Origin of the sequence: Neolewinella sp., from assembly GCF_965214665.1 — a bacterium.
GTDB lineage: Bacteria > Bacteroidota > Bacteroidia > Chitinophagales > Saprospiraceae > Neolewinella.
In genome coordinates, this window is the sequence record NZ_OZ243970.1 from 3,523,728 (window position 1) to 3,548,266 (window position 24,539).

Below are 24,539 nucleotides of genomic sequence, written 5' to 3' on the forward strand. Positions count from 1 at the left end.
TTGCCCTTCCTAACGTTAGCCCCCATGACCTCCAAAGACGCCGTCTCCGCCGATACCCAGCCGCACACCACCCGCCGTAATTATTGGATCTTCTTCCTAATCTCCCTGGTCATTTTTATCCTCATGCTGATCTTCATGAACCAGTGGTTCTGGGTCTCAATGCCCTTTATGCTCACCTTTCTGGTGATGGCGTTGGGGTATATGTAGCCAGTACAATGCTGCCTCCGGCAGCGGCAGTAAAACGCGGCCTCCGGCCGCGCGAGCCGCTTTAGCGGCGAGGAGAATGTTGTCAGTACTGCAAGTACATCACCTCCTTAGCCGCAAAGAAGTCTTCCCCGAACCAAGCAGAAATGGGGAACTCCTCCACATAAGCCCCCTTCGGCAACAGCGCTAGCTCCTCCTTCAACCCCTTACCCTTTAGCGCGAGGATGCCGTTCGGCAGACTATTGCGCTGCTTGCCCGTGATAAGCCGCAGACTCCACTCCGCCAGCTTATCGATCTTAGCCACCGCACGCGTGACCACGAACTCGTAGCCCGGCCGCTTGATCTCCTCAGCCCGCTTTTGCTCCGCCCGGCAGTTGGTGAGACCGAGGGCGGTGATCACCTCCTGACAGACCCGTATCTTCTTGGCGGTGCCATCAATGAGGTGAAAGTGAGATTCCGGGAAGAGGATGGCTAGGGGAATACCGGGGAAGCCCCCGCCCGTACCTAGGTCCAGCACCTGCGTCCCCGCCCGAAATGTGAGCACTTTGGCGATAGCCAGAGAATGAAGCACGTGGTGGACATACAGGTTGTCGATGTCTTTGCGGCTGATGACGTTGATCTTGGCGTTCCAGTCGCGGTACAGTTCATCGAGGGCCGCGAACTGCTCGCGCTGCCGCTCGGTCAAGTTGGGAAAATAGAAAGAAATCAGCTCAGCATCCATAGGCTAGTTCCTATCTTCAACTGCTCCCTGCGGTAGCAACCCCTCCCACACTGCCCCCTCCGGCACCGGCGCCCGCAGCTCCACCCGCGCCCCGCTCACCGGATGGTCGAAGGCCAAGGTGTAAGCATGCAGATCGATCACCCCACCCTCATTGGAGCGTTTGAAACCGTACTTCGTATCGCCCCGCAGCGGACTGCCGATGGCCCCCAATTGGGCACGGATCTGGTGCTTACGGCCGGTCAGTAGCGTGATCTCCAGCAGGTGGTAGCGGTCGCTGCTGGCCAGGTAGCGGTAGTGGAGCTCGGCCCGCTTGGCAGTTTTATCCGACTGCTCGGTGACCTCCGATACGTTGCCCTTGCCCTCGCGGATGTAGTGGACCAGGGTAGCTTCATCCTCCGTGGGGCGCTCACCCACCACGGCCAGGTAGGTTTTGGCTACGGTGCGGGCCTGAAACTGCTCGGTGACCCGGGTCTGAGCCGAGGTTTTCTTGGCGAAAAGCACGACGCCGGATACGGGGCGGTCCAGGCGGTGTACGGGATAGAGATCCTGTCGGACATAGGCCGCACCGATCTGGAGCAGGTTAGGACTCTTTTTTTTATCGGGGACGACGGCCAGACCGGCGGGCTTATTGAAAGCGATGAGCTGGTTGTCCTTATAGAGGACCCAGTCACCGGGCCGGCCGGGGAAGCGTTGGGGAGTGTCTTCTTCGGGGGTGGCCATCTTTACTTGACCTCTTCATAGTCGATGTAGTCGTCGCGCTCCTCGGGCTCGCTGTGGTCGATGTTATGCGGCGGGGGTGGCCCACCCTTGACCTGCTGCTTCATGTGGGTGTACCACTGGTAGCCGCGGTAGGCGAAGTAGATCAGGGCAATGGTCAGGAGGAGGTCGAACATGGGGTAAAGGTACGAACCATTAGGCCCACTTATAAACGCGCTCCACCAACTGCCGCACCTTATCGGTATAGGGCGGGTAGGCCATGGAGAGGTCGAAGAGGCGCCGCTCCATTACCGCCCGCTCGTTGGTGAACTCTAGCCAGCCGTGGTGGCCGTAGCTGCGCCCGATGCCGCTGTTGCCCACGCCACCGAAGGGTAGGGCGGGATTAGCCGTGCCGAGCAGGAACTCGTTGACGAGGGTACCGCCGGCGCTCGTCTCGGCCAGTAGCCGCTTGATGATGGACCGCTCGTCGGTCTGGATGTAAAAGGCCAGCGGCTTCGGCAGTCCGTTGATCACGCTGAGGGCCTCGTTGAGGTTGGCGTAGTCGAGCACCGGCAGCAGGGGCCCGAAGATCTCCTCCTGCATCACGCGCATCTCGCCGGTCACGCCGGTCACGCCGGTCAGTACGGTGGGCTCGAAGTAGCGGCTGGCGCGGTCGTGGTGGCCGCCGTGGGCGACCTTGGCCCCCTTATCCAGGGCATCCTCGAGCAGGCCGGTCAGGTGATCGAACTGCTTCTCGTTCACGATGCGGGCTAGGCTGTCGGACTGCTGAGGGTCCTCACCGTAAGCGTGGCGGATAGCCTCGCCGAGCCGGCCTACGTATTCCGTGACGATTTTTTCGTGCACCAGGGCGTAATCCGGGGCAATGCAGGTCTGTCCGGCATTGAAAAATTTGCCCCAGGTCAGGCTCCGGGCCGATTTCTCGATGTTGACGTCCTCGCCCACCACACAGGGAGACTTTCCACCGAGCTCCAGGGTCACGCTGGCTAGGTTAGGTGCCGCGGCCGCCATCACCTTCTTGCCGGTGGCGGGGCTGCCGGTAAAGTAGATGTGATCGAAGGGCAGGGCGGTCAGCGCCGCTGCGGTATCGGCTTCCCCTAGCACCACCTTCACCTCATTTTCCGCGAAGAGCGTACCGAACATCTCTTGCATGTAGGACGAGGTCGCCGGACTGTACTCCGAGGGCTTCAGCACCACCGTACAGCCCGCCGCAATGGCGTACAGCACCGGGATGACCGCCAGGTTAAAGGGGTAGTTCCAGGGCGCGAGGATGAGCACACTGCCCTTGGGCTCGTAGTACACGTAGCTGCGGGTGCCGATGAGGCTCAGGGGGGTGCTCACGCGGCGGGGCTCCATCCAGCGCTTCAGGTGGCGGCGCAGGTACTTGGCGTTGCTGTACACCACACCGATTTCGGAGAGCAGGGTCTCTACGGGGTGCTTGTGCAGGTCCTGGCGCAGGGCGTCGAGTAGGCGCTGCTTGTTGGTCTCATTGTCCAGATAACCGATCACCCGATCAATTTTTTCGCGCCTCTCTCCGGCAGTCGTTTTAGCCAGGGCGGGGGCATAGGACCGTTGTTCTTCGAGCAGGTACGCTAACTGATCGGTTGGGGCGGCGGTGGCGGGCATGGTCGGGGCTTGTACCCAGGTAAACGGGGTGACGTAGTGGTAGTTGCGGGGCCCCGATAGCCCCGATAGCTATCGGGGGGGGTGCAATAACCGTTGGACGCTTCACAAGCGTCCAACGGTTAAAGCCCTCAACTGTTAAAGGGCAAACCGGGCGTACATCGGAAAGTGGTCCGATCCGAAGGCCGGTAGCCGCTCGAGCTCCAGCAAGCGAACGGACTCGGTCACAAAGTAGTGATCCAGCGGCCAGCGCATAATCCAGGAATTAGCGTCGAAGGTACTGTAGAGTCCCCGGCCCAGGCGCACGTTACGCAGGTCAGCCTGGTTTTCGAACAGCCGGGCAGTACGGGACCAGGAGACATCGTTGAAGTCGCCGGCTACAATGGCGGGCAGGGTCTCCGCGGCTACTAGTTCAGCCACCTCACCTAGCGCTACCTCCTTTTCGCCCCGGTTATCGGGGTACTTCTTCTTAGGCACCGGGGCTACCGGGTGCACGCCGTGAAACCAGAACGCTTTGCCTGACGGCAGTTGCACCTGGGTGTGGATGGAGGGCACGTCGTCGTGGTTAAAAAACATCACTTCGGACTCTTCCAGGGGAAATTTGGAGTACAGTGTCATTCCGTAGGAGTTGTCGGTAGGGTGCTTGACGGTATGCGCGTATGTTTCCTCGAGGGGCTGCAGCTGGCGCATCCAGCGGTCGTTGACCTCCATGACCAGGACCATATCGGCGTCACGCTGGCGCACAATATCGAGAAAGATCGCCGCCTGCTCATTGGTGATCAGCACGTTAGCGAGCAGGATGCCGACGGTGCTTTGCTGGTCTACGGTATCGGCAGTGGCCTCCGGCACGGGGCGCTCTCCCACCAGGTAGGGCAGTACCAGGATGGACTGGATCAGGATAGCGGCGAGCAGCCCCAGGGTGAGCGCTACGGAGGCTTTATTCCACTTTCGATTTAGCAGGCTGAAGAGGAGTAAGCAGCCCACCCCGGCGATCAAGTACTGGGTGCGCGGAAAGTCGAGTACCTTGGAGTACCAGTAGGAAACGTCGTAGACTAGGGAGAACAGACTAGCTACAATGATTATGGTACTGACGAAAATGATGATATAGTAGAGGATCGTCCGGAGTGTTCCCATATCTGCTCAACTGCCTCCGTAAACACAATGTTTGGGGGCCACCACTACGGCAGATCCTTTTCCATGCACACACTATTGGCCACCCCCCGGTACTGCCCGTAATTCTCCGTCAGGCGCCGGTAGCCATGCTTTTCGTACAGCCGAATTGCAGCCGTCTGCCGCTTGCCGGTCTCCAGAATGAGGCGGCGGTAGCTCAGCTCGCAAGCCCACGCTTCTAGAGCGGAGAGCACCTCTCCTGCCAGTCCTTTACCCCGGGCGCCATTGACGGTGTACATACGCTTTACCTCTGCCGTAGTCTTATCGTAGGCCTTGATGGCCCCGCAGGCTACTGGGGTACCGTCGATCTCTCCAACGACAACGTGCTGAATGTCTTCGGATCCGTTGAACTGATTGTAGAAGGCGTGGTCCTCCCCGTCGGTGACGGCCAGGTCCTGGTCTAGGGCGACGATCAGCCTTTGGTAGTCCGTATGTGCAGGGGTGGTACGGGACAAGATCACCGGTACGTGGTAAGCCGGTCCCAGTAATCACGCTGCATAGCCTCCTCGTCGATGTCGGTGTATACCCACACCTTACGGCGGCTGTTTTCGGGGGGCGTATCTACCTCGATCTCGGTGGCCTGACCGGGTTTGAGGAAGGCCTGGAGGGCTGCTACGTCCCACATCACGCGCTCCTTGTCCCCGGTGGCGTTAGTCTGCCAGCGGCGTTTGAGGTACTCGCCGATGGGCCCACTGCGGTCGAGGCGGGCGAAGGTGGAGTCCCGCTGCCACGTGTACTGAATAGCCGTGGTGGTCGGCATGACGTGCAGTTCCAGTCCCTCGGCATTGAGCAGGTAGTTAGCGGCGTTGAGGTCGCGGCGGATGTTGAACTCGTCCTTATTCCAGTAGCCGCCGGCGGTGTCGTACTGGAAGCCGAGCACGTAGGCTACGATCTTATCCTTGATGTCGGGGGCCAGGGCAATGGCGGAGGCCAGGTTGGTGCTGGCACCGATGCACATGACTACTACCTTCTCTGCACCAGCGGCCCCGCCCCCCGATGACGCCCCCTGCCGTGCTTGCTCGATGATGAACTGTGCCGCCGGGGAGTTGCGCGGCTGGTAGCCGCCCCAGGGCTCGCCCATAATGGTGTCGGCGCCGAGGGGATGGGGCAGGTCCGTGCGGCCGGCCAGTGTGAGCAGCTCCTCGTTGAGGTGCTGGCTCTGGTAGACGGTGCTGTCGCCCGATTTGTAGTGGTACCACTGGGCCGAGTTGAGCCCCTCCCAGGTGATGCTCTCCTCGGCGAAGAGGTAGGCGATGGCGTAGAGGTCGTCGATCTCATTGGCGGTGTCGGCGTCGAGGATGAAACGGGTCTGGGCAGGGAGGGAGCCGGCGCAGAGGAGTAGGAGCAGAAGGTGGCGCATGGGCTAAAGATAGTAGGAAAGCCGCACGCGTAGCGTCCGGTCCTGGTGCAGGGTGATATACGGTTTCGGCACCGGTTCTGGCAGCGTACCCACGCTCTCGAGCGTGTAGTGATTCACCAAATGCCGCAGCGCCAGCTGCATCTCCAGCAGCGCGAAGTGGTTGCCGATACAGAGCCGAGGCCCGCCGCCGAAGGGAAGAAAGCTGAAGGGGTGGCGCTCCTTCTTCCGGTCGGGGTGCATGCGGTCGGGGTGAAAAACTTCTGGCTCGGCGTAGTAGCGCGACGAGTGGTGGATGCCGTAGATGAACAGTCCAATCGTAAAGCCTGGATCGATCGTAAAGCCCGCCGCCGTATCCGGGCCCAGCGCCACGCGGTCGGTGATCCAGGCCGGGGGGTAGAGCCGCATGCTCTCCTCAATGACCTGGGTGAGGTAGTCAGGATCATCATCCGTGCGAAGGCGGGCGAGATCTTCTGGATGTTTGAGCAGCAGCCAGAGGGTCCAGGCCAGGGCATTGGCGGTGGTCTCGTAGCCGGCGGCGAAGAGGATGAGAATCTCATCGATCAGCTGCCGGTCGTCCATAGGCTCTCCCGTATCCTCGTAGCGGCTGTCGAGTAGCATCTGTAGCAGGTCGTCCGGGGAATAGGCGGGGTCGCCGGTGCAACGTTCCTTGCGCCGGGTGATTTGCTGCTGTACGAGCTCCCGACTCTCCCGGGCCAGCGCCAGGTGCCTGCGCTCGATCCCGGCCAAGCGCAGCGGCGTACGCAGGAAGGGTAGGCGGATGGGGTAGATGACGTAGGCCTGTAGCTTATCTAGAATGGTGTGCAGCCGGTGCGTCTCCCGCTGCCCGAAACCGTCGGTGAACAGGGCACGGACGATGATACCGAAAGCAATTTGCCGCGTAAATTTGAAGAGGTCGAAGTCAGGCTGCCTAGCCGCCCGGGCGCATTCTTCCTCGATCACCGCCTGCATCTCTCGCGTCAGGGCCTGCAACCGCTGCCGGTGGAAGCCGGGCTGGATAAGCCGTCGCTGTCGGAGCCAGTCGTCGCCGGTGTTGGTGAGCAGTCCGAAGCCGAGGTACTTGCCCATCTGCCCGGTCTGGATCTCGCTTTTCTCGTAGTTGCGGTGGTTGCGTTGCAGCACGTGGCGGGCCACCTCGGCGTCGGTGGTAAAGTGAGTGATGCGCTTGCCGCCTACGTTGAGGATGAAGTTGTCCCCGTACCGCTGCGCGAAGCCCGTGAAAGTAGGGATGGGGTGCCGCGCCAGCGTGAGGAGCTTACGCAGCATGATCGAACGGGGGATGCGGGGAGCGTACATGGCGGGGCGGGATTACGTTGTAACTTGCTACCCTTAGCAACACCTTAAGTTCTCTACACTTGCTTTACGCTATGAAGAAAGTTCTCTTCCTGCTGCTCGCCGCTGGCCTGTTTAGCAGTCACGACATGTTCCTAAAACTGGATTCCTACTTCCTGCCGCCCGACTCGGCCACCATCGTGCAATTGTACAACGGCACCTTCGAGGAGAGTAGCAACGTTATTGCCCGCGACCGGATGGAAGACGTAAGTGTGGTAGCCGCCGGCCGCCGTACCCGCCTGGATACCACCCAGTGGAGCGAGCGCGACAGCACTACCCTGCTGCAACTCCAGACCGGCGCGCCGGGCACCTACGTCGTGGGCGTCTCTACCCGCGCGCGTAGCATTGCCCTGGCCGCCGATGACTTCAATGGCTACCTGGAGCACGACGGCATCCTCGATATGTTACAGTCGCGTACCGATAACAACACGTTGGACCAGGACGCCGTAGAGTTATACTCCAAGCACGTGAAGTCCATCTTTCAGGTGGGGGAGGAGAGCAGCACCGACTGGCAGACCGTACTCGAATATCCACTGGAGTTCGTACCGCTCGAAAATCCCTACGACCTGCACGCCGGTCACGATCTCGGTATCCGTCTGCTACGGGACGGGCAGCCCCTGGCCGATCAGCTGGTGTACGTAGGTACGCCCGGAGATTCCCACAGCCATTCCCACGACGGCGGCGAGACCCATACCCATACGGCCTCCACGACGCAGCACCGCACGGACGCCGACGGCACACTTACGATGGAGCTGCCCACGGAGGGGGAGTACTACCTACGTACCATCCAGTTAGTGGAGTCTACGGACCCGGAGCTGACGCACGAGTCCAACTGGGCCACGCTCACTTTTGCGGTGGGCGGTAGCGATCACAGCCACGGGGAAGGGGACCATGCGCACACGCACGAGTCCGGTGGTATACCTACTTCCGTAGTTATAATTGGTAGCCTGGCGCTGCTCGGTGGGCTGTTCTTCTTTTTCAAGCGGAAGGCATAGGATGTTGCATCGTTTTCTTTGGCAGTCGTGTGCCTTCTGTATCTGCCTGGTTCCGTTTGTGCTGTCTGCGCACGGCGTTAGTGCAGCCGATCAGGACACCCTCGCCGGTGGCGGACTCCTGGCTTACCTACTGGTCGGGGCCAAGCACATGCTCACCGGCTACGACCACCTGCTGTTCCTGGCCGGGGTTATCTTCTACCTGCGGGGCTTCGGGGACATCGTGCGATTTATCACCGTATTTACGGTGGGGCACAGCATCACGCTTACCGGGGCCACCTACCTGGGTATTCGCGCGGACGAGCACCTGATCGACGCGGTCATCGCGCTGAGCGTGATCTATAAGGGGTTCGAGAACCTGGGCGGGTTTCAGCGGGTATTCGGCCGCTCTTCCCCCAACCTGCTGGCGATGGTCTTCTTGTTTGGGCTTATCCACGGCTTCGGGCTGTCTACGCGGCTACAGTCATTCGCCATTGGCACGGAGGATTTTCTGCCTAAGATTCTCAGTTTCAATTTCGGCGTGGAGCTGGGACAGGTGCTGGCGTTGGTACCTATCGTGGCGTTGATCACTTGGTGGCGGGGTCGGCCGAGCTTTCCGGCGTTTTACCGAGCGGCGAATTGGTACTTGGTGGTAGCTGGGGTGGGCTTGTTCATTTGGCAGCTGTGGGGATATAGTCTGAGCTGATGCAGCTCAATTGACAATAACAAAGTCCCTGAAGTTATCCCGGCTAATGATTTTTCCTTCCGCACCGTACCCTGCCGTAAACGTCTCCGGTATCTTTGTTTTTTTACCTGGGCTCCACTTAAATTTGTAGGCGGTAAGGTCGGTGCCAACATCTTCGACGTAATCGATTTCCTGCTGCTGGGTGGTTCGCCAGAAGTACGACCTGGCGAGGGTCATTTTGTATTCAATCTGTTTTATCCTTTCCGCTACGAGAAAGTTTTCCCATAGATGGCCGGTGTCATTTCTTAATCCAAGGTTGTTGAAGTTACCGATGATAGCGTTTCTTATTCCGGTATCGTAGAAATACACTTTCTTCCCCTTCTTAATTTCGTTTCTCACATTTCGGCTGTAGCTAGGTAATTTGAAGATCACGTAAGCTTTTTCTAGGATCGACAGATAGTTCTCTACGGTGTTCCGGTCTATACCGATCAACCGACTCAACTCGTTGGAATTGACCTCGCTTCCGATTTGCAGCGCTAGCGCCTGAACGAGTTTGTCCAGCACCTCCGGTTTCCGAATTCCCGCATAGGCCATCACGTCCTTGTAGAGGTAACTGCTTACTAAGCTCCGTAGCAGCTCGACCTCCGCTCCTGGATTAGTGACAACTTCCGGATACATGCCGAATCTGATTCGGTTGGCCAACTGCTGTTCGGATTCCAGGTAGCCTACGTGTAGCTGGTATTCTTCCCAACTGATCGGAAACATCTCGTACTCCCACTTCCGACCCGTGAGCGGTTCGTTCAGCTCATTGAACAGGGAGAAGGAGGACGATCCACTGACCCAGAGCTGCACGTCCTTCATCTGATCGGTGATGATCTTCAGTGTTAACCCAATGTTCTCGATCCGCTGTGCTTCATCGATGAAGACCACCTTCTCCTCTTCCAGTAGTGACCTTATCTCCTGAGTGTTAGGAGTATCTAGCAGTCTCCGTGTTACGGGATCATCTCCGTCGAAAAACTTGTAGCTTTTCCCACGTATTTGGTCTAAAATAAGTGTTGTCTTACCTACCTGTCTCGGGCCGGTTATGATGATGGCTTTGCCTGAACCGATCTTAGATTGCACACGTGCTGCCAGCGTTCTACTAATCATGCGCTAACTTACTAACATTTGCGATCATATTCATAAATTATTATGCTTTTTTATGATCGTGTTCATGAATTATTGATTTTGTATTGAGTAGCGACGCTAGATTCCCTTCACCAGCCCCGCCACCCGCTCCGCAATCTCCCCCGCCCGCTCCTCCGGCACGAAGTGCTTAGCCCGCACTCCGTATACCTCTTCCAACCCCGCCACCCGCTTGATCTCCTCCCCGTAGCGGTCGTAGGTCAACCCCGGATCGTCCATGCCCCAGATGGCCTGCACCGGATAGGGCACGTCCCGCACGGCCCGGTAGCAAAGGTCCCGGAACGCCTCTGAACCCGGGAAGCTGCGCATGATCTTCAGGAAGGCTGTACCGCCATCGTCCCGCTTGAGGAGGTCGACGTAGGCGTTGCTCTCCGCGGTGGGTATGCGGTCGCTGTCCTTTACGCCCAGCCCCTTCCACATGAGCTGCCAGGTGAGGTGATTGATGGTGGCCAGCTCCGCCTCCCCCACCAGGGGCAGCTCGAAGGGGCGCATCGGTAGTGGCTTAGTGAAGTTAACTACGTCGACCCAGGTGTTAAGGATGGTGAGGGAGCGGATGCGCTCCGGGTGGGTCGCCGCCATAGCAAAACCGACGGGCCCGCCCACGTCGTGCACTACCAGGTGAAAGCGCTCGAGTCCCAGCTCCTCCGTCACCCGGGCGGTAAAGTGGGCCAGGTTAGCGAAGCCGTAGTCAAAGTCGGCGGGCCGGTCGGTGAACCCCAGCCCCGGCAGGTCAAAGGAGATGCCCCGCAGGCCCCGCCCGGCCAGTTCGGCGATAACCTTGCGGTAGAGGAAGGAGGAGGTGGGTACACCGTGCAGGCAGAGGACGGGCTCGCCCTGCCCCTGTTCCAGTACGAAGGTGTTGAGGCCGTCGACGGTGATGGTGCGGCCGGCGGCGCGGTGGGCGGCGATGATTTCGGGGGTGGTAGGCATAGAATAAAACGATGCTGCGTGATTACTACGGGTCGGAGTGCCTAAAATGTCCGGTCCTGCGCTCCGGTTTCTAGCGATTCCACTACAAGTTACCCCCTTCTTTCACTTCATGTTGCAGGTAGCTGTAATACGGTAGATGCTCCCGCGTATGACTCCCCACCACTTGGTAGCTTATCGTGATCGAATTCCGGTAAACTAGATCAAAGCCTACCCACCCCCCCATCTTCGCAATGACGTACTTTGGCTGTGCGGTGCCCAGCACGTAGTCCGGCGTAAACGCCTCCAGAAAGCGCTCGTGGATAGGAGTTATATCCAGTAGCCGTCCCTCCTGAGTCAGAGAAAACTGTTCGGTATTCCTACCCACGGCGGGCTCGAAGTAATAAGGCTCCGGGATACGGTACACCTGCCTGTAGTAAGCAAGTACCGCTTCCAGCTCTCCGAAAGAAAGCACCGTTTCCGAACTTTTGGGTAGAACAAAAAGCGCTTCTCCCCTACGGGGCACGGAGCATACGCTATCGCCATCGCTAGTGACAGCAAGTTGTACCGCTTCCTCCAGATCTTCTTCGCTGAAGGCTGCGTCAAACTCCCACAGATCTAGGCCCGAAAAGGTAAGTGGAATGACTTGCTCATCCGGTTCATGCAGGTTGATGATGCCGCAGTACGTGCCAAATCCGTAGGTGGCGACAAATTTCCGGTAGGAGCCCGGGAGCTCACGGTCCGTAAGTTCAACGGGCTCGGTGTAGGTAATTACGTTCATACTGCAAACACAAAAGCTTGCCGGGGCCGCAGGTGCAAAGAATCTTAATCAAGGGCAAAATACTCTCGCAGGGGTAATCCCACGGTAAGGGATTTTTCCATCACCTCCAGGTGGATGACGCGGCGAGGGTTTGCCTCTCCGTCGCCCATCTCGACTCGACGGGAGGAATGGAACAGTAGGGGCTTCATGAGCTGTACGCCACCGGCATTGATACACAGCGTACGTACGCTGTCTGCTGAACTGTGGTAGTGCTCGTCAACGCGCTGGATGCCCCGCAAGTGGGAGCCTTCTACTATCCGCAGCGCTCCGTTGGTGGCATCGGTATCGTCGAGGTGGATACGGTAGGCCGTGATTTGCTCAAGCAATTCCGTCGGGGGCTGCGCCGCAACCCGGTCTTCCAGTTCTCGCCAGTTGGAGTAACTGGGGTGATCGAGTTTTTCGGTAAGATTCAGCGTGATATCCTGGTGCCAGGCTACCGTCCAGTTGGCCCGGGGTGGCTTGTCGAAGTAGACCGATTTGATGATTACGGGCTCCGAAAACGTTTCCCGGACTAAGCGGAGAAAGTTCTGGCAGGCTAGGAGGGCTTGTAGTACCGCGGGCTTATGCTCCAGGTAATACCGTACGCCGAACCCGCTAACCCCTTTGTCTTCGGTGACGAGCTGCCGTAGTGTATCTACTTCAGACTGTGGGAAGATGCCGGCTGCTAGGTAGTAGCCCTGGCAGTCAAGTGTTCCTTGCATAGTGGGCTAAGATAGCGTTGGGTGTTCGTTGCACCTGCGGCCCCGCCCCCATCTGCTGTTGTCCCATCCGCTATATTGCCCGGACTCGCTTTGCAAGGAAATTACGGCCATGACTGACCACCCTACTTACCACCCACCCCTCCGCTGGGGCATCATCGGCTGCGGCGACGTGACCGAGGTGAAGAGCGGCCCCGCCTACCAACTCACGGAGGGTTTCGAGCTGACGGCAGTGATGCGACGGGATGCCGCCAGGGTGAAGGACTTCGCCGAGCGACACGGGGTGCCGAAGTACTATACCGACGCGGACCAGTTGATCCGGGACGCGGACGTAGACGCGGTGTACATCGCCACCCCGCCCGATAGCCACCGGGAGTACGCACTGCGGGTGGCCGCGGCGGGTAAGCCCTGCTGCGTGGAGAAGCCCCTGGCCCCAAACTACGCTGATGGCCGCGCGATCGTAGAGGCCTTTGCGCGAAAGAATCTGCCGCTCTTCGTGGCCTACTACCGGCGCTCCCTGCCCCGCTTTACCCAGGTGAAGCAGTGGCTGGACGAGGGGGAGATCGGGGCGGTCCGCCACGTGAGCTGGCTGCTGGCCAAGCCGCCGAGCGAAACTGATCTGGCCGGCAATCCGAACTGGCGGACGGACCCCGGGGTCGCCCCGGGCGGCTATTTCGACGACCTGGCCAGCCACGGGCTCGACCTCTTTACGTTCCTCCTGGGCGATATCGAAACTGTCCATGGCATCAGTCGCAATCAGCAGGGACTCTACGAAGCGAAGGACGCCTTCACCGCTTGCTGGCAGCACGTGGGAGGCGTGACCGGGGCGGGAAGCTGGAATTTTGGCAGCGGAACGGCCCTGGATCGGGTGGAGCTGCTGGGTAGTGCGGGGTGCGTTACCTTCTCGGTGTTTGCGGAGGCGCCGCTACGCCTCAACAATAGTGCGGGGGAGCGGGAGCTATTTATCGAGCACCCGAAGCACGTGCAGTTACCACATGTGGAGAATATGCGGCGGGAGTTGCTGGGGGGTGGGGGGTACCGGCATCCGAGTACGGGGCGGTCGGCGTTGCATACTGGGTGGGTGATGGCGGGGGTTTTGGGGGGTGGGTAACACTAATTGTCCTCCTTGAGTAAGTTCCTGATGTCTCGCTTTAAATCAGGTAGGTACAGGTCTTTTGCATTCCAAATAATCTGTGGTTGGATGCGGTAATAATCATGGACGAGTATATGTCTCATACCTTCGATCTTGTGCCACTCGATGTGATCGTTTTGCGACTTGAACTCCTTGTCAATATGATAAGATGATTCGCCCATAATCTCGAACAATTTGATGATAGCAAGCTGCATCATCTCGTTATCTATAAATGCAGACAAATCACTTCCCGCGGTGTATTTCTCAATTTTCAGGATAGCATCGAGGATGTGCTGTAATCTTTCTTTGCGGGTTGGTTTTACACGTTTAGCCATATACCAATACTTTATCAGCTTCCATTGACTCCTTCACATGATCGTATTCCGTACCTTTTTGGACAAGATCCACAGGTCGTTGAAATATATCTTCTAAGTCCAACTTTATTCCAACTAGATCAAAGATAGTAGCCTTTGCAGCCTCATCGAAGGAGATTAATATATCAATGTCACTAACAGTTGATTGCGTACCCCGGGAATAGGATCCAAATAAGAAAGCTCGATCCACTTTGGAATCTTTAAAATATTCTTTAAGGATGGTCGCTATCTCCTCCTTGGTATGGAGATGTGTACCGACAGCTCTTTCGGCACCGACTGCTTCATGGGTAGGGTGAATGGACAGGCTCTCCAGCAATAGATCGGTAGCTTTTAGAGATTCGTAATCTTCCATCGTGCACCCAATAGCGCGGATTAGCTTTTTAAAGTCAGTCTGATCTATGGATAACTGGTTTCGTTCTAGGCTAGCTACGTAGTGTCGAGGTTTACCTAACCGCACGCTGACTTCCCCTTGGGTAAGGTTTGCTCGTCTTCTGAGCGTTCTTATGATCTTTCCGCCATGTATGTGTTCTGTGATCATCGACTGATTGATGGCTGCAACTTATCAACAAGCTAAAGGTGTCGGTTGGTTCTTTTAATCTTAGGCGCCTAACATTTGCGCTGGCGCAGCCGGGGCATGAGCAAAACAACGCGACCGGCTATCTCTACGCTTGACAAGGGGGCAACGCGGCGGCATGGGTCAAAACCGACCAGCGGGAGCTTTTGACCCATTGTCCGCCGCGCTGACACCGTCATTAACCGAAGCGACTAGGCCCAAATTTTCCAGCCCCGGTTGACGATGGCGCAATGTTGGGCAATGTTCTCTTCACCTGTTACGTTCTCAGGCCTGCTGGTGTGCCGGTCCTGCTGACGCTAATTTTCCTGCATCCGCTTCAGTGCAAGGGTATAAATTTTCGGAGACAACCTAAAACCACGCACTAGCAGCTCGTCTAGCTTATCCTTACCCGAATCAATGAGGCCCCTTTCTTTGGCTTTAATGATCACTCCTACCAGCCCGGTAATCTTCAGCCCTAGTGCTAGAGCTTGTCGTCCTCCCTTGCGCTCATCGATGATCAGTAAACAGTTTTTTTGAGTAAGGGCCAGTGCAATAGCGCTCGCTTCACCATCATCAAGTCTGGAAGCTAACAATCTGAACACCGTGCTATCGTAACTGTCGTTGACAATTAACCAGGGGGTCATAACTGAGGCCTCATCCTGTACAATAGTAGTCACTTCTACCCTACCGTAAAGGTCCTTTAACAGATGTAACGCGTCGATACTTGACAGACCGATGAGCGTGCTGGCATCGGATAATACTACTCGTTCAGGCATTGGCTACATCCTCTAGTAGCTCATCTTCTTCAGTCTGGAATGCAGAAACTCCGTACTTGCCGAGTAACTCAATGAAAGACCTACGGCTCAAATCGACCATTTTCGCTCCTTGACCGGTGGTGATTAGGCCCTCATCATACAACTTACTGGCAAACATCATCTTCAGGTCAAACTCAGTAGCCGTGAGGTCAGCGGGTAGCTCTACAAGCAGTCCCATAGTTTATGTGATTTGTGAAGTTCAACAAGGCTGCCTCATGAGAAGTTGGCAGTTATGCCTGCGCGGTGCAACGATGCGTGCCACCATTTGAGAGCCATGCACATAACGAAGCAAGCAGTATCTACTCTCGCTAAGGGGGCAGCGGGGTGGAATGGGTCAAAACCGACCAGTGGGAGCTTTTGGACCATTGTCCGCCGTGCCGACACTATCATTAATCGAAGCGACTAGCGTGGCGCTGCCCGTTGTTATCATCAATCGCCGCTTTTGTCCTGTCTGCTGTTCCTTCGGGTTTTCGTCATTTTGAGGGTTTGTTCGTACCGGCCTAATGCCGGCATTGCGCCCAACGTGAGGCCGTGCAAAAGGTCTAGTCATATTAGGCAGCAATTCGCCACATTCTATGTTGAAGCGTCAATCTGTCTGAAATCGCGCTCAGCGGTCGCATAATGACCGAAAAAGCGTCCTCAATGGACCGATTCAGCGTGTTTTTAACGAATAGGCCGCCCCTGAGCAGCTCCAGGAGTGCCGGAACGCCAAGAATAGACAGACTCCGCCGTAGACTGTAGCAGCAGGCCAGCAAACTAAATTCTCCGTCCACTTTATCCAGTCCTTTAACCAGCGTGAAGTAGCCACCCCAACTTCGCTTCAGCGTGCCGAAGGGATGCTCGACCAGCGCCTGCCGCTGGGGGTACACCTCCGGGTGATCCTTCAGCCGCTGGCGGTTACGTTCGGCCGCCCCGGCATACTCCGACCGGCTCAGCGTGCGGCCACGTCGCTGGCCCTGGGCGGGGGTACTTACACAGCTCTCGAACAGGGAACACGCCCGGCATACCTCCGCGGGCAGAGAATAGTGGCGGTGCCGCCGACTGGAGTCCGTACGATCGTACCACACCCCCGGGGTCGTCAATTGCTGTCCTGCCGGACAGTGATAAACATCAAGCTGCTCATCATAGCTAAACTCCTCGGCCCCGTACACCTTGCTACTACGCTGGCCCCACGTGCTCACCCGCCGCTCGGCAACGAAGGGGACCATGCCTTGGGCTTCCACCGCCGCCAACTGCGAACCGCTGTGGTAGCCCTTGTCGGCCAGCACCTGCGTGGTACCATCCGGTGGTAGGTCCAGCAACTCGGCGGTAGTCTTCACCAGATCGCTTAGGGCCTGGGCATCGGGTACGTTAGTCGCTTCCAGGTGTACGATCAGCTTATACTCGGCGCCGTCCACGACCGACTGTACGTTATAACCCACCATCGACTCGGTGCCCTTGACGAGTAACGAGCGGGCATCGGCGTCCGTGAGACTGAGCTGACTTTCCTTGCTCTGCGACAGTAACCGCTGCTGTTCCTGACGCTCGGCCTTGCGTTGGCGTAGCGACGCTAGTCGCTCCAGCGTACGCTGTTGGCGTTCCTGGCGGCCCCCAGTTTTGTCCTCCCCCTCCTGTTCGTCGCGCCGGGCAAACTCCTCCAGGGCCGCGGTGATGCCCGCCTCGATCCGCTCTAAATTACGCTTAAGCTTCGCGGCGTTGAAGTTGCGCTTGGTCGAGTTCTGCGCCCGCACCTTAGTGCCATCAATGGCCAGCCGCTGGCCCCCCACCAGTGACCAGTCCTTTAATAATAGGACGTACTGCCGAAAGAGGGCCTTGAGTTGCTTAGGGTAATCTTTACGGAAGTCAGCGATCGTGTGGTACTTAGGCTGCAAACCGCCCGTCAACCACATCATCTCTACGTTGAGCCGGCAGCAACGCGCCAGACGGCGGCTACTCCGCTCCCGGTTCAGGTAGCCGTACAGGTAGAGCTTAAGCAACAGGGCCGCTCCGTAGGCACTCGCCCCATCCGAGCGTACCGCCGCAAAGCCCAGTGCCGGCAGGTCCAGTTGATCGACAAAGGCGGCAATCACCCGCACCTCGGCATCGGCGGCTACCATAGCCTCGAGGGGAACGGCAAATAATCCAATCTGGGCGGGGTCAAAACCTGTTTTCTGGGGCATTCTTAAGATACGACCCCCAGGGCTAAAAACATACTTTTTGCACAGTCTGACGTTTACCTACCCGCCGTGGCGCACCCACCATAAAGTACGCTGGCTAGGTACGAGGTCTTCTCTACTCACCAGCAACGTAAACAAGCACCAGCTCATCGGTGCCGCATGGACGGGTAGGTGGTGTTGGGCGAACCTCTCTTTGCCCATGTTTTCCTCACTTCCGTAGTCAAACGACAATAAGTTAACAGGCCCCTCCTCTACTCATGAATAATCACCGATACATTATCCATCTCGATAAACCTAGCCCCACCATCAAATGCTTCTCGTATGTAATCGAAGTTCAATTCAAATAGATTAATCAACTTGTCATTATGAATATTACCAGTGGTTATCCATAGCAGATTTTCCGGCTTTCCGTGGATGATCCTCTGATGGGGAAAATCTTTATCCTTTGATACGATTACCACATCTGATGAACTGTAGTCAGTTATAATCTCGCGGTCTGAAGTCCTATTCTTGCGGGGTAGATCAAGAGTGTGCAGTGCCAATACCCCATAGTCAATTAACCAAGCTTTCACCCGTCTCGGCAGTTGAGCGTCAACCAAATACTGCATCAGGCAGCCTTAGTCAATCTAATAGACTTGACCTCCGCTAGTTTGGATGCAAATACCAGACATGCCATAATATCGTCGTGTTCCAAGTCTTCGTAGTCAGCCAAAATCTCTTCGTTGGTCATCCCAGCCGATAACAGGTCAAGAATCAACGTGACCGGATAGCGCATGTTCCTGATCGAAGGCTTGCCAAACAATATCTCTGGGTTGATCGTAATTCTTTGTAGTAGGTCGTTCATTCTCCGATGTGTTCTAAGGTTCAGCTACCTAAGTCAACGGCTGTAGGGTTCGTAAATCACTGCCGCCTCTCTTAAGATAGGTTAACAAAGATAAGAATAAACAACGGCAAGCACCGGAGCTCAACAACTACCAACCCTGACTATGATCGGCCAGCGACCGCTAGTCTGTCCTATGGAATTTACCATCTGGCCAACATCGACTGCCACCATCACTGCGACCGCGAACGAGGCTTTTTACCGATTGACGACATCGGTAAAAACCCGGGCATCATTGCCACCATCTTTGCGTCCACTACCCTCATCGACCATGCTATATCGTGAATCGAACTTGCTTGACCTCCGCTGAACCCTATGGTTAGCATACAATCTGATCGGCTCGTCATAGTAGTCTTCATTTATCTTCTAGCGTTGAATCCGGGTCGCCACTTTGCCTGAATTCTGGCACCGGCACTGATCGCCACCACCAGCTTTTTCGTAGCCCCCTTTGATGGGGGCTATTTCGCCCAACATCAACGTACACGCATTGCACATATACCCCTTATCCCCGCGCAATAATTGACGCATACACCACCCCACTTCCCCGCCGTGTTCACGCAATGATCCATGCCCCCGAGTTCCAATTAACGTGAACACACTCATTGACGCATACACGCATACCCTCACCTACGGCTTCGCCCCCTAAGCGTGGAAACGCCCGCCCAAACTACCCCGGCAGCTAGCTTGATCAACACGTCCCCAATCTACGGATTTAGGCTTAGTGGGGGGGCCGGGATGAAAGGTTCCGGCGGAGCACAAACTGTAACTGCCGGCCCCGTTGGGTGTAAAGACCCGGTTGCTGGTATGTACCGCCCGTTCGACCCAGCCTGCACCCGCGCCCCCGCCCACCCCTATGGCTAGTAGCGGAGCTAAAATCTACCCAAGCCATACCTTACACGGTCTAGCAACGCCCCCCCCCATGCGCTACCTTATACTCCTCCTAGCCTTCTCCCTCCTCCTCCCCCTCCAAGCCCAGGAAAAAGACAAAAAGGAAACCCCCACCATCACCACCAAAACGGAGGGGATGGACCGACAAACCGGCTTCTACACCTACTACTACGCCCCCGAGGAAGGCAAGGTGTACCTGCTGCTCGACCGCACCGACGAGGACTTTCTCTACGTCAATAGCCTTGCCGCCGGACTGGGCAGCAACGACATCGGCCTGGACCGCAACCAGCTCGGCAACACCCGCGTCGTCTTCTTCAAACGGGTGGGCCCCAAGGTGCTACTACAGCAACGCAACCTCGACTACCGCGCCGTATCCGATAACCCGGCGGAGGCACAGAGCGTAGAGGAGGCTTTTGCGCAGTCGGTGGTGGAAGGGTTCAAGGTGGTGGCTAAGAGTGGCGATACGGTGCTGATCGACCTGACGCCTCTGCTGCTAAGCGACGCCCACGGGGTGGCCGCCCGGCTCAAGAAGGCGAAGGAAGGGACCTATAAAGTGAGCGAGGACCGCAGCGCGCTGTACCCCGAGCGGACCAAGAACTTCCCCAAAAATACCGAGTTCGAGGCCACGATCACCTTCACCGGGGAGCCAACGGGCCGCAATATCGGTAGCGTAGCCCCGAATAGCGAAAGCTTTACCCTGCGGATGCACCACAGCTTCGTGCAACTGCCGGACGATGGCTACCAGCCCCGCGCCTTCGACCCCCGCTCGGGCTACTACCCCACGAGCTACGCCGACTACGCCACACCGATCGACCAGCCGCTGGTGAAACGCTTCATCACCCGCCACCGACTGGAGAAGAAGGACCCCACCGCCGCCGTGAGCGAGCCGGTCGAACCGATCGTGTACTACCTCGACCGGGGTGCGCCGGAGCCGGTCAAAACGGCCCTGCTCGAAGGTGCCCGCTGGTGGAATGAGGCCTTCGAAGCCGCCGGCTACCGCGATGCCTTCCGCGTAGAGGTGCTACCCGAAGACGCCGACCCCCTCGACGTGCGCTATAACGTCATCAACTGGGTGCACCGCAGCACGCGGGGTTGGAGCTACGGCAGCTCGGTGACCGATCCGCGTACCGGCGAGATTATCAAGGGGCACGTGCTGCTAGGTAGCCTGCGGGTGCGGCAAGACTTCCTGATCGCCCAGGGCCTCGTCGCCGCTTACGGCCAAAACGGCACCACACCCGATCCCCGGCTGGAGGAGATGGCCCTGGCCCGCTTGCGGCAACTGAGCGCCCACGAGGTCGGCCACACCCTGGGCCTGGCCCACAACTTTGCCGCTAGCACCAACGACCGTTCCTCGGTGATGGACTACCCCCATCCCTACATCACCCTCACGGACGCCGGCGAAATGGACTTCAGTCAGGCCTATACCAGCGGTATCGGCGCCTGGGACAAGCAGACCATCAAGTACGGCTATACCGACTACCCTAATGCCGCCGCTGAAACCGCCGGTCTGGCCGCGGTACTCGCCGAGAGTGAGCAGCTAGGCCTGCGCTACATCAGCGACTCCGACGCCCGCCCCCAGGGCAGTAGCCAACCGCAGGCCCACTTGTGGGACAACGGCAGCGACCCCGTAGCCGAGATGGACCGCCTGCTGGAACTGCGCAAGGTTGCGTTGGAGAAATTCAGCGAGCAGAACATCCCGGTCGGTGCGCCGCTCTCTGAGCTGGAAAGCGTGCTGGTGCCGGTGTACCTCATGCACCGCTACCAGGTGGAGGCGGTGGCTAAAATGATTGGTGGCTACCAGTATGACTATGGAGTGCGAGTAGCGGGTGAGACCCCGAAGTATGTACCCACCAACCCCGGTTTCCAGCAGCGTGCTGTGAGTAAGCTTCTGGAAACGCTCTCCCCCGAGACGCTGATGTTGCCTACGGACCTCGAACAGCTCATCCCGCCGCCCGCCATGGGCTATGGGCGCGACCGCGAGCTATTCACCTCCCAGAACGGCGGTGGACTAGATCCGCTGGCTATGGCTCAGTCAGCTACCGACAATACCCTCACCTTCCTACTACACCCCGACCGGCTGGCCCGCATCGTCGAGCAGCACGCCATGTACAGCAGTGTCAACCTGCCCGATCTGGATGCCTACCTGAGCAACATCACGGACTACATCCAGCAGCAGGCCCGCGATAACCGCAAGGAGCCCTACGCCCTACGGGTCAGCGAGATGAACGAGCGAAGACTGGCCCACCACCTGATCCAGCTGGCCGCTAACAAGGAGATCAGTGGGGCGGTGACGGCGGCGGCCCACGGGGCACTGCGCGAGCTTCGGCGGCCCTCCGGTACGGAGTTAACGGCCAATGAGGAGTACATCGATCACCTGGTACGCAGCTACCTGGCCAATCCCGAAAGCTACGAACCGGTAGTGGTACCGGACTTGCCGGATGGGTCGCCTATTGGGGACTAGCGCTCGTCGGCCGAAGGTTGCGCAGCTTCCTTCGTCCGACGAGCGCAGCAGTTTAATCTTCTCGGCGGACGAGCCAAACTATGTAAGGCGGCCGACGAGAAGAACACTTCAAACATTTTGTTAGTTAATCCCAATTCCGTATCTTCGCACGCGGCCAGGACGTCACAGTAGGGCGCGCACGCAGGTGCAGTACAATTCGGATAAAGCAGCAGATGGAAAATCAACACGGCACGATAACCACCCCCGACGACCAGGTCACCGGACTGAAGGGGATGTACGAGGACTACTTCCTGGACTACGCCAGCTACGTTATCCTGGAACGGGCCGTACCCGCCATCGAGGACGGGCTCAAACCCGTACAGCGCCGCATCCTCCACGCCCTTAAGGAGATGGACGACGGCCGCTACCATAAGGTGGCCAACGTGATCGGCCAGACCATGCAATACCACCCCCATGGGGATGCCGCCATCGGTGATGCGCTGGTTAATCTCGGTCAGAAAGACCTACTGATTGACCCCCAGGGCAACTGGGGTAATACCCTGACCGGGGACAGCGCCGCCGCCAGCCGCTATATCGAGGCCCGGCTCACGAAGTTTGCCCTCGACGTCGTTTTCAACCCCCAGACCACCGAGTGGCAGCTCAGCTACGACGGGCGGAAGAAGGAGCCCATCAATCTGCCCATGAAGTTTCCGATGCTGCTGGCGCAGGGAGCGGAGGGCATCGCCGTAGGTCTGAGCACCAAAATCCTGCCCCACAACTTCATCGAGCTCTGTAAGGCGAGTATCAAGGTGCTGGAGGGCAAAAAGGTGAAGATCTACCCTGATTTCCCCACCGGTGGCACCATCGACGTGAGCGACTACCAGGGCGGCAAGCGGGGTGGGCGGGTGAAGATTCGCGCTACGATCGAGAAGATCGACAGCAAGTACATCGCCATCCGGGAGGTGCCCTACGGTATGACCACTCAGACGCTGATCGACTCTATCATCAAGGCCAATGACAAGGGCAAGATCAAGATCAAAAAGGTGGTCGACAATACGGCCGCCGAGGTAGAGCTGCTCATCGAGCTGGCGCCGGGCATCAGTCCAGACGTGACCATCGATGCCCTCTACGCCTTCACGGGCTGCGAGCTCTCCGTCTCCCCCAACGCCTGCGTGATCATCGAGGGCGATAAGCCGCACTTCATCACCGTAGAGGAGATCCTGCAGGTCAATACCGAGCAGACGAAGGAGCTGCTGCGGCAGGAGCTCCTCATCCGCCAGCGAGAGCTCGAAGAGAAGATTCACTTTGCCAATCTAGAGAAGATATTCATCGAGCAGCGCATCTACCGCGACATCGAGGAGGCCGAAAGCTTCGAGCAGGTGCTGGAGATCATCCGCGCTGGGCTGAAGAAGTACGTCCGCGAGCCGGAGGAAAAAAAGAAACGCAACGACCAGCGGTTGCTACTTCTGCGCGACATTAGCGAGGAGGACATCACCCGCCTGACCGAGATCCGCATCAAACGCATCTCCAAATACAACAGCTTTAAAGCCGACGAGCTGATGGCGAAGCTCGAAGAGGAGCTCGCCCAGGTCCGCCACGATCTGGAGCACCTCACCGACTACGCCATCGCCTGGTACCAGGGCCTGCTCGATAAGTACGGCAAGGGCCGGGAGCGTAAGACACAGATCTCCACCTTCGAAAAGGTAGAGGTAGCCGCCGTGGCCGCCAACAATACCAAGCTCTACGTAGACCGCAAGGAGGGCTTTGTGGGCCAGTCACTCAAGAAGGAGGAGTTCGTCTGCGACTGCTCGGATGTCGACGACATTATTGTCTTCCGCCGCGACGGCACCATGCAAGTGACCCGTATCGCCGATAAGACCTTCGTGGGCAAGGACATCATCCACGTCAACGTCTGGAAGAAGGGCGACGAGCGCACCACCTACAACATGGTCTACCTCGACGGCAAGACCGGCCGGGCCATGGCCAAGCGCTTCAACGTCACGGCCATCACCCGCGACCGCGAGTATGACCTCACCAAGGGGAATAAGGGCTCCAAGCTACTTTACTTCAGCGCCAATCCCAACGGCGAGGCCGAGATCGTCACCGCTCAGATGAGCCAGTCGGCCAAGGCGCGGCAGAAGACCCAGGACTTCGACTTCGCCGACCTAGCCATCAAGAGCCGTAGCGCAGCCGGCAACATCATGACCCGCTACCCCGTGCGTAAGATCACCCTCAAGGAGGTCGGCAAGAGCACCCTGGGCGCCATGAAGGTCTGGATGGACGAGGTCAGCGGCCGCCTCAACCTCGACGGCCGCGGCCAGTACCTCGGCGGCTTCGATACGGGCGACTACCTCCTGGCCGTGTACCAAGACGGCAGCTACGAGCGCGAGGAGCTCGACCTTACCCGCCGTTACGATCCCAATAATCTATACTTCATCGGCAAGCACGAGGAGGATATGGTCATCAGCGCCGTCTACTACGAGGGCGAACGTGGCGTGACCCTCGTGAAGCGCTTCAACATCGAGACCAGCTCCCCCGGCCAGGCCTTCAACTACCTCAGCGACCACAAGCAGACCAAGCTTTACCTGGCTAGCGTACACCCCGCCCCGGAGGTCCGCTACACCTGGCGCGAGAAGCGGGAGAAGCACGAAAAGACCGTAGTCCTGAGCGACTTCATCGACGTCAAGGGCTGGAAGGCACTCGGCAACAAGCTGCACGACGGTAAGCTGGTCAGTATCAAGGAGCTCAATGAGCCCTTTGTACCGATCGAGGAAGAGGCAGCTCCCGCAAAGAAAACCCCTACACCCCAGGCCAGCAGCAACGGCAAGGCCAAAGCCAACGGCCGCATCAAACCCGGCGACACCATCGAGCTCGACTTTTAGTACTGCAGTACA

At 58.0% G+C, this 24,539-nt stretch carries 25 protein-coding genes and 1 pseudogene; 6 read left to right on the forward strand and 20 right to left on the reverse strand.

What is annotated here, in order from left to right; translation table 11 throughout:
* The first annotated feature begins 24 nt into the window (after positions 1-24).
* Entirely contained in the window at positions 25-207 is a 183-nt protein-coding gene (locus ACOOHD_RS15100) for a hypothetical protein (protein WP_420458713.1), read from the forward strand.
* Positions 208-289: 82 nt separating this feature from the next.
* Here ACOOHD_RS15100 and rsmG read toward each other — a convergent pair whose 3' ends face one another.
* The 8 genes from rsmG to ACOOHD_RS15140 form a co-directional block, all read right to left on the reverse strand.
* The gene (gene rsmG / locus ACOOHD_RS15105; RefSeq protein ID WP_420458714.1) at positions 290-925 is read right to left on the reverse strand and encodes a 16S rRNA (guanine(527)-N(7))-methyltransferase RsmG; all 636 of its coding nucleotides are present in this window, start codon (positions 923-925) and stop codon (positions 290-292) included.
* Positions 926-928: 3 nt separating this feature from the next.
* Positions 929-1,645, reverse strand: coding sequence for an RluA family pseudouridine synthase (locus ACOOHD_RS15110; protein WP_420458715.1), 717 nt, complete (start codon positions 1,643-1,645; stop codon positions 929-931).
* Between the two features lie 2 nt (positions 1,646-1,647).
* A complete protein-coding gene (locus ACOOHD_RS15115; RefSeq protein ID WP_420458716.1) occupies positions 1,648-1,818 on the reverse strand; it encodes a hypothetical protein in 171 nt (56 codons plus the stop codon).
* Between the two features lie 19 nt (positions 1,819-1,837).
* Positions 1,838-3,265, reverse strand: a complete 1,428-nt coding sequence (locus tag ACOOHD_RS15120) for an aldehyde dehydrogenase family protein (protein WP_420458717.1) — start codon at positions 3,263-3,265, stop codon at positions 1,838-1,840.
* 135 nt (positions 3,266-3,400) lie between these two features.
* Complete coding sequence (locus ACOOHD_RS15125; protein WP_420458718.1) at positions 3,401-4,396, reverse strand: endonuclease/exonuclease/phosphatase family protein; 996 nt, start codon at positions 4,394-4,396, stop codon at positions 3,401-3,403.
* 44 nt (positions 4,397-4,440) lie between these two features.
* Entirely contained in the window at positions 4,441-4,893 is a 453-nt protein-coding gene (locus ACOOHD_RS15130; protein ID WP_420458719.1) for a GNAT family N-acetyltransferase, read from the reverse strand.
* Complete coding sequence (locus ACOOHD_RS15135; protein ID WP_420458720.1) at positions 4,890-5,792, reverse strand: nucleoside hydrolase; 903 nt, start codon at positions 5,790-5,792, stop codon at positions 4,890-4,892. Before ACOOHD_RS15135 ends, ACOOHD_RS15130 begins: the two co-directional genes overlap by 4 nt.
* 3 nt (positions 5,793-5,795) lie before the next feature.
* Entirely contained in the window at positions 5,796-7,106 is a 1,311-nt protein-coding gene (locus tag ACOOHD_RS15140; protein ID WP_420458721.1) for a cytochrome P450, read from the reverse strand.
* A 71-nt stretch (positions 7,107-7,177) separates the two neighbouring features.
* Here ACOOHD_RS15140 and ACOOHD_RS15145 point away from each other — a divergent pair, with 71 nt between their 5' ends.
* Positions 7,178-8,137 (forward strand): DUF4198 domain-containing protein, encoded by a 960-nt coding sequence (locus ACOOHD_RS15145; protein ID WP_420458722.1) that lies wholly within the window; start codon positions 7,178-7,180, stop codon positions 8,135-8,137.
* A gap of 58 nt (positions 8,138-8,195) precedes the next feature.
* A complete protein-coding gene (locus ACOOHD_RS15150; RefSeq protein ID WP_420458723.1) occupies positions 8,196-8,819 on the forward strand; it encodes a HupE/UreJ family protein in 624 nt (207 codons plus the stop codon).
* Between the two features lie 6 nt (positions 8,820-8,825).
* On the opposite strand, the gene ACOOHD_RS15155 is transcribed toward ACOOHD_RS15150, so the two are convergent.
* The 4 genes from ACOOHD_RS15155 to ACOOHD_RS15170 all read right to left on the reverse strand — a co-directional run bounded on the left by ACOOHD_RS15155 (position 8,826) and on the right by ACOOHD_RS15170 (position 12,410).
* Entirely contained in the window at positions 8,826-9,947 is a 1,122-nt protein-coding gene (locus ACOOHD_RS15155) for an ATP-binding protein (RefSeq protein ID WP_420458724.1), read from the reverse strand.
* 96 nt (positions 9,948-10,043) lie between these two features.
* A complete protein-coding gene (locus tag ACOOHD_RS15160) occupies positions 10,044-10,913 on the reverse strand; it encodes an alpha/beta fold hydrolase (RefSeq protein ID WP_420458725.1) in 870 nt (289 codons plus the stop codon).
* Positions 10,914-10,995: 82 nt separating this feature from the next.
* The gene (locus ACOOHD_RS15165) at positions 10,996-11,670 is read right to left on the reverse strand and encodes a hypothetical protein (RefSeq protein WP_420458726.1); all 675 of its coding nucleotides are present in this window, start codon (positions 11,668-11,670) and stop codon (positions 10,996-10,998) included.
* A gap of 44 nt (positions 11,671-11,714) precedes the next feature.
* Positions 11,715-12,410: a phytanoyl-CoA dioxygenase family protein gene (locus tag ACOOHD_RS15170; RefSeq protein WP_420458727.1), complete on the reverse strand. Its 696-nt coding sequence runs from the start codon at positions 12,408-12,410 to the stop codon at positions 11,715-11,717.
* A 109-nt stretch (positions 12,411-12,519) separates the two neighbouring features.
* On the opposite strand from ACOOHD_RS15170, the gene ACOOHD_RS15175 reads away from it, so the two are divergent.
* Positions 12,520-13,518 carry a Gfo/Idh/MocA family protein gene (locus ACOOHD_RS15175; protein WP_420458728.1) on the forward strand — a complete coding sequence of 333 codons (999 nt, stop codon included), beginning with the start codon at positions 12,520-12,522 and terminating at the stop codon, positions 13,516-13,518.
* A 2-nt stretch (positions 13,519-13,520) separates the two neighbouring features.
* Here the strand turns inward: ACOOHD_RS15175 and ACOOHD_RS15180 are convergent, their stop codons facing one another.
* The 8 genes and pseudogenes from ACOOHD_RS15180 to ACOOHD_RS15215 form a co-directional block, all read right to left on the reverse strand.
* Positions 13,521-13,874: a DUF86 domain-containing protein gene (locus ACOOHD_RS15180; RefSeq protein WP_420458729.1), complete on the reverse strand. Its 354-nt coding sequence runs from the start codon at positions 13,872-13,874 to the stop codon at positions 13,521-13,523.
* Complete coding sequence (locus ACOOHD_RS15185; protein ID WP_420461439.1) at positions 13,867-14,265, reverse strand: nucleotidyltransferase family protein; 399 nt, start codon at positions 14,263-14,265, stop codon at positions 13,867-13,869. The genes ACOOHD_RS15180 and ACOOHD_RS15185 overlap by 8 nt, the downstream gene beginning before the upstream one ends.
* 3 nt (positions 14,266-14,268) lie before the next feature.
* Positions 14,269-14,451: pseudogene (locus ACOOHD_RS15190) on the reverse strand (helix-turn-helix domain-containing protein); the annotation flags it as partial.
* 332 nt (positions 14,452-14,783) lie between these two features.
* On the reverse strand, positions 14,784-15,242 hold the full coding sequence (locus ACOOHD_RS15195) for a DUF3368 domain-containing protein (RefSeq protein ID WP_420458730.1): 459 nt from the start codon (positions 15,240-15,242) through the stop codon (positions 14,784-14,786).
* On the reverse strand, positions 15,235-15,459 hold the full coding sequence (locus tag ACOOHD_RS15200) for a UPF0175 family protein (RefSeq protein WP_420458731.1): 225 nt from the start codon (positions 15,457-15,459) through the stop codon (positions 15,235-15,237). Before ACOOHD_RS15200 ends, ACOOHD_RS15195 begins: the two co-directional genes overlap by 8 nt.
* Before the next feature lie 373 nt (positions 15,460-15,832).
* Positions 15,833-17,440, reverse strand: a complete 1,608-nt coding sequence (locus ACOOHD_RS15205; protein WP_420458732.1) for an IS1182 family transposase — start codon at positions 17,438-17,440, stop codon at positions 15,833-15,835.
* A 248-nt stretch (positions 17,441-17,688) separates the two neighbouring features.
* Positions 17,689-18,045, reverse strand: coding sequence for a DUF5615 family PIN-like protein (locus tag ACOOHD_RS15210; RefSeq protein WP_420458733.1), 357 nt, complete (start codon positions 18,043-18,045; stop codon positions 17,689-17,691).
* Positions 18,045-18,281, reverse strand: a complete 237-nt coding sequence (locus ACOOHD_RS15215; protein WP_420458734.1) for a DUF433 domain-containing protein — start codon at positions 18,279-18,281, stop codon at positions 18,045-18,047. Before ACOOHD_RS15215 ends, ACOOHD_RS15210 begins: the two co-directional genes overlap by 1 nt.
* Before the next feature lie 955 nt (positions 18,282-19,236).
* Here ACOOHD_RS15215 and ACOOHD_RS15220 point away from each other — a divergent pair.
* Both ACOOHD_RS15220 and ACOOHD_RS15225 read left to right on the forward strand, forming a co-directional pair.
* Positions 19,237-21,666, forward strand: a complete 2,430-nt coding sequence (locus ACOOHD_RS15220; RefSeq protein WP_420458735.1) for a zinc-dependent metalloprotease — start codon at positions 19,237-19,239, stop codon at positions 21,664-21,666.
* A 212-nt stretch (positions 21,667-21,878) separates the two neighbouring features.
* Complete coding sequence (locus ACOOHD_RS15225; protein ID WP_420458736.1) at positions 21,879-24,527, forward strand: DNA gyrase/topoisomerase IV subunit A; 2,649 nt, start codon at positions 21,879-21,881, stop codon at positions 24,525-24,527.
* The last annotated feature ends 12 nt before the right edge of the window (positions 24,528-24,539 follow it).

Excerpts from the sequence above, each read along its gene's own strand:
- ACOOHD_RS15100 (WP_420458713.1), top strand. The coding sequence starts at position 25 with ATGACCTCCAAAGACGCCGTCTCCGCCGATACCCAGCCGCACACCACC.
- rsmG (WP_420458714.1), bottom strand. The coding sequence starts at position 925 with ATGGATGCTGAGCTGATTTCTTTCTATTTTCCCAACTTGACCGAGCGG.
- ACOOHD_RS15110 (WP_420458715.1), bottom strand. The coding sequence starts at position 1,645 with ATGGCCACCCCCGAAGAAGACACTCCCCAACGCTTCCCCGGCCGGCCC.
- ACOOHD_RS15115 (WP_420458716.1), bottom strand. The coding sequence starts at position 1,818 with ATGTTCGACCTCCTCCTGACCATTGCCCTGATCTACTTCGCCTACCGC.
- ACOOHD_RS15120 (WP_420458717.1), bottom strand. The coding sequence starts at position 3,265 with ATGCCCGCCACCGCCGCCCCAACCGATCAGTTAGCGTACCTGCTCGAA.
- ACOOHD_RS15125 (WP_420458718.1), bottom strand. The coding sequence starts at position 4,396 with ATGGGAACACTCCGGACGATCCTCTACTATATCATCATTTTCGTCAGT.
- ACOOHD_RS15135 (WP_420458720.1), bottom strand. The coding sequence starts at position 5,792 with ATGCGCCACCTTCTGCTCCTACTCCTCTGCGCCGGCTCCCTCCCTGCC.
- ACOOHD_RS15140 (WP_420458721.1), bottom strand. The coding sequence starts at position 7,106 with ATGTACGCTCCCCGCATCCCCCGTTCGATCATGCTGCGTAAGCTCCTC.
- ACOOHD_RS15145 (WP_420458722.1), top strand. The coding sequence starts at position 7,178 with ATGAAGAAAGTTCTCTTCCTGCTGCTCGCCGCTGGCCTGTTTAGCAGT.
- ACOOHD_RS15155 (WP_420458724.1), bottom strand. The coding sequence starts at position 9,947 with ATGATTAGTAGAACGCTGGCAGCACGTGTGCAATCTAAGATCGGTTCA.
- ACOOHD_RS15160 (WP_420458725.1), bottom strand. The coding sequence starts at position 10,913 with ATGCCTACCACCCCCGAAATCATCGCCGCCCACCGCGCCGCCGGCCGC.
- ACOOHD_RS15165 (WP_420458726.1), bottom strand. The coding sequence starts at position 11,670 with ATGAACGTAATTACCTACACCGAGCCCGTTGAACTTACGGACCGTGAG.
- ACOOHD_RS15170 (WP_420458727.1), bottom strand. The coding sequence starts at position 12,410 with ATGCAAGGAACACTTGACTGCCAGGGCTACTACCTAGCAGCCGGCATC.
- ACOOHD_RS15175 (WP_420458728.1), top strand. The coding sequence starts at position 12,520 with ATGACTGACCACCCTACTTACCACCCACCCCTCCGCTGGGGCATCATC.
- ACOOHD_RS15180 (WP_420458729.1), bottom strand. The coding sequence starts at position 13,874 with ATGGCTAAACGTGTAAAACCAACCCGCAAAGAAAGATTACAGCACATC.
- ACOOHD_RS15185 (WP_420461439.1), bottom strand. The coding sequence starts at position 14,265 with ATGGAAGATTACGAATCTCTAAAAGCTACCGATCTATTGCTGGAGAGC.
- ACOOHD_RS15195 (WP_420458730.1), bottom strand. The coding sequence starts at position 15,242 with ATGCCTGAACGAGTAGTATTATCCGATGCCAGCACGCTCATCGGTCTG.
- ACOOHD_RS15200 (WP_420458731.1), bottom strand. The coding sequence starts at position 15,459 with ATGGGACTGCTTGTAGAGCTACCCGCTGACCTCACGGCTACTGAGTTT.
- ACOOHD_RS15205 (WP_420458732.1), bottom strand. The coding sequence starts at position 17,440 with ATGCCCCAGAAAACAGGTTTTGACCCCGCCCAGATTGGATTATTTGCC.
- ACOOHD_RS15210 (WP_420458733.1), bottom strand. The coding sequence starts at position 18,045 with ATGCAGTATTTGGTTGACGCTCAACTGCCGAGACGGGTGAAAGCTTGG.
- ACOOHD_RS15215 (WP_420458734.1), bottom strand. The coding sequence starts at position 18,281 with ATGAACGACCTACTACAAAGAATTACGATCAACCCAGAGATATTGTTT.
- ACOOHD_RS15220 (WP_420458735.1), top strand. The coding sequence starts at position 19,237 with ATGCGCTACCTTATACTCCTCCTAGCCTTCTCCCTCCTCCTCCCCCTC.
- ACOOHD_RS15225 (WP_420458736.1), top strand. The coding sequence starts at position 21,879 with ATGGAAAATCAACACGGCACGATAACCACCCCCGACGACCAGGTCACC.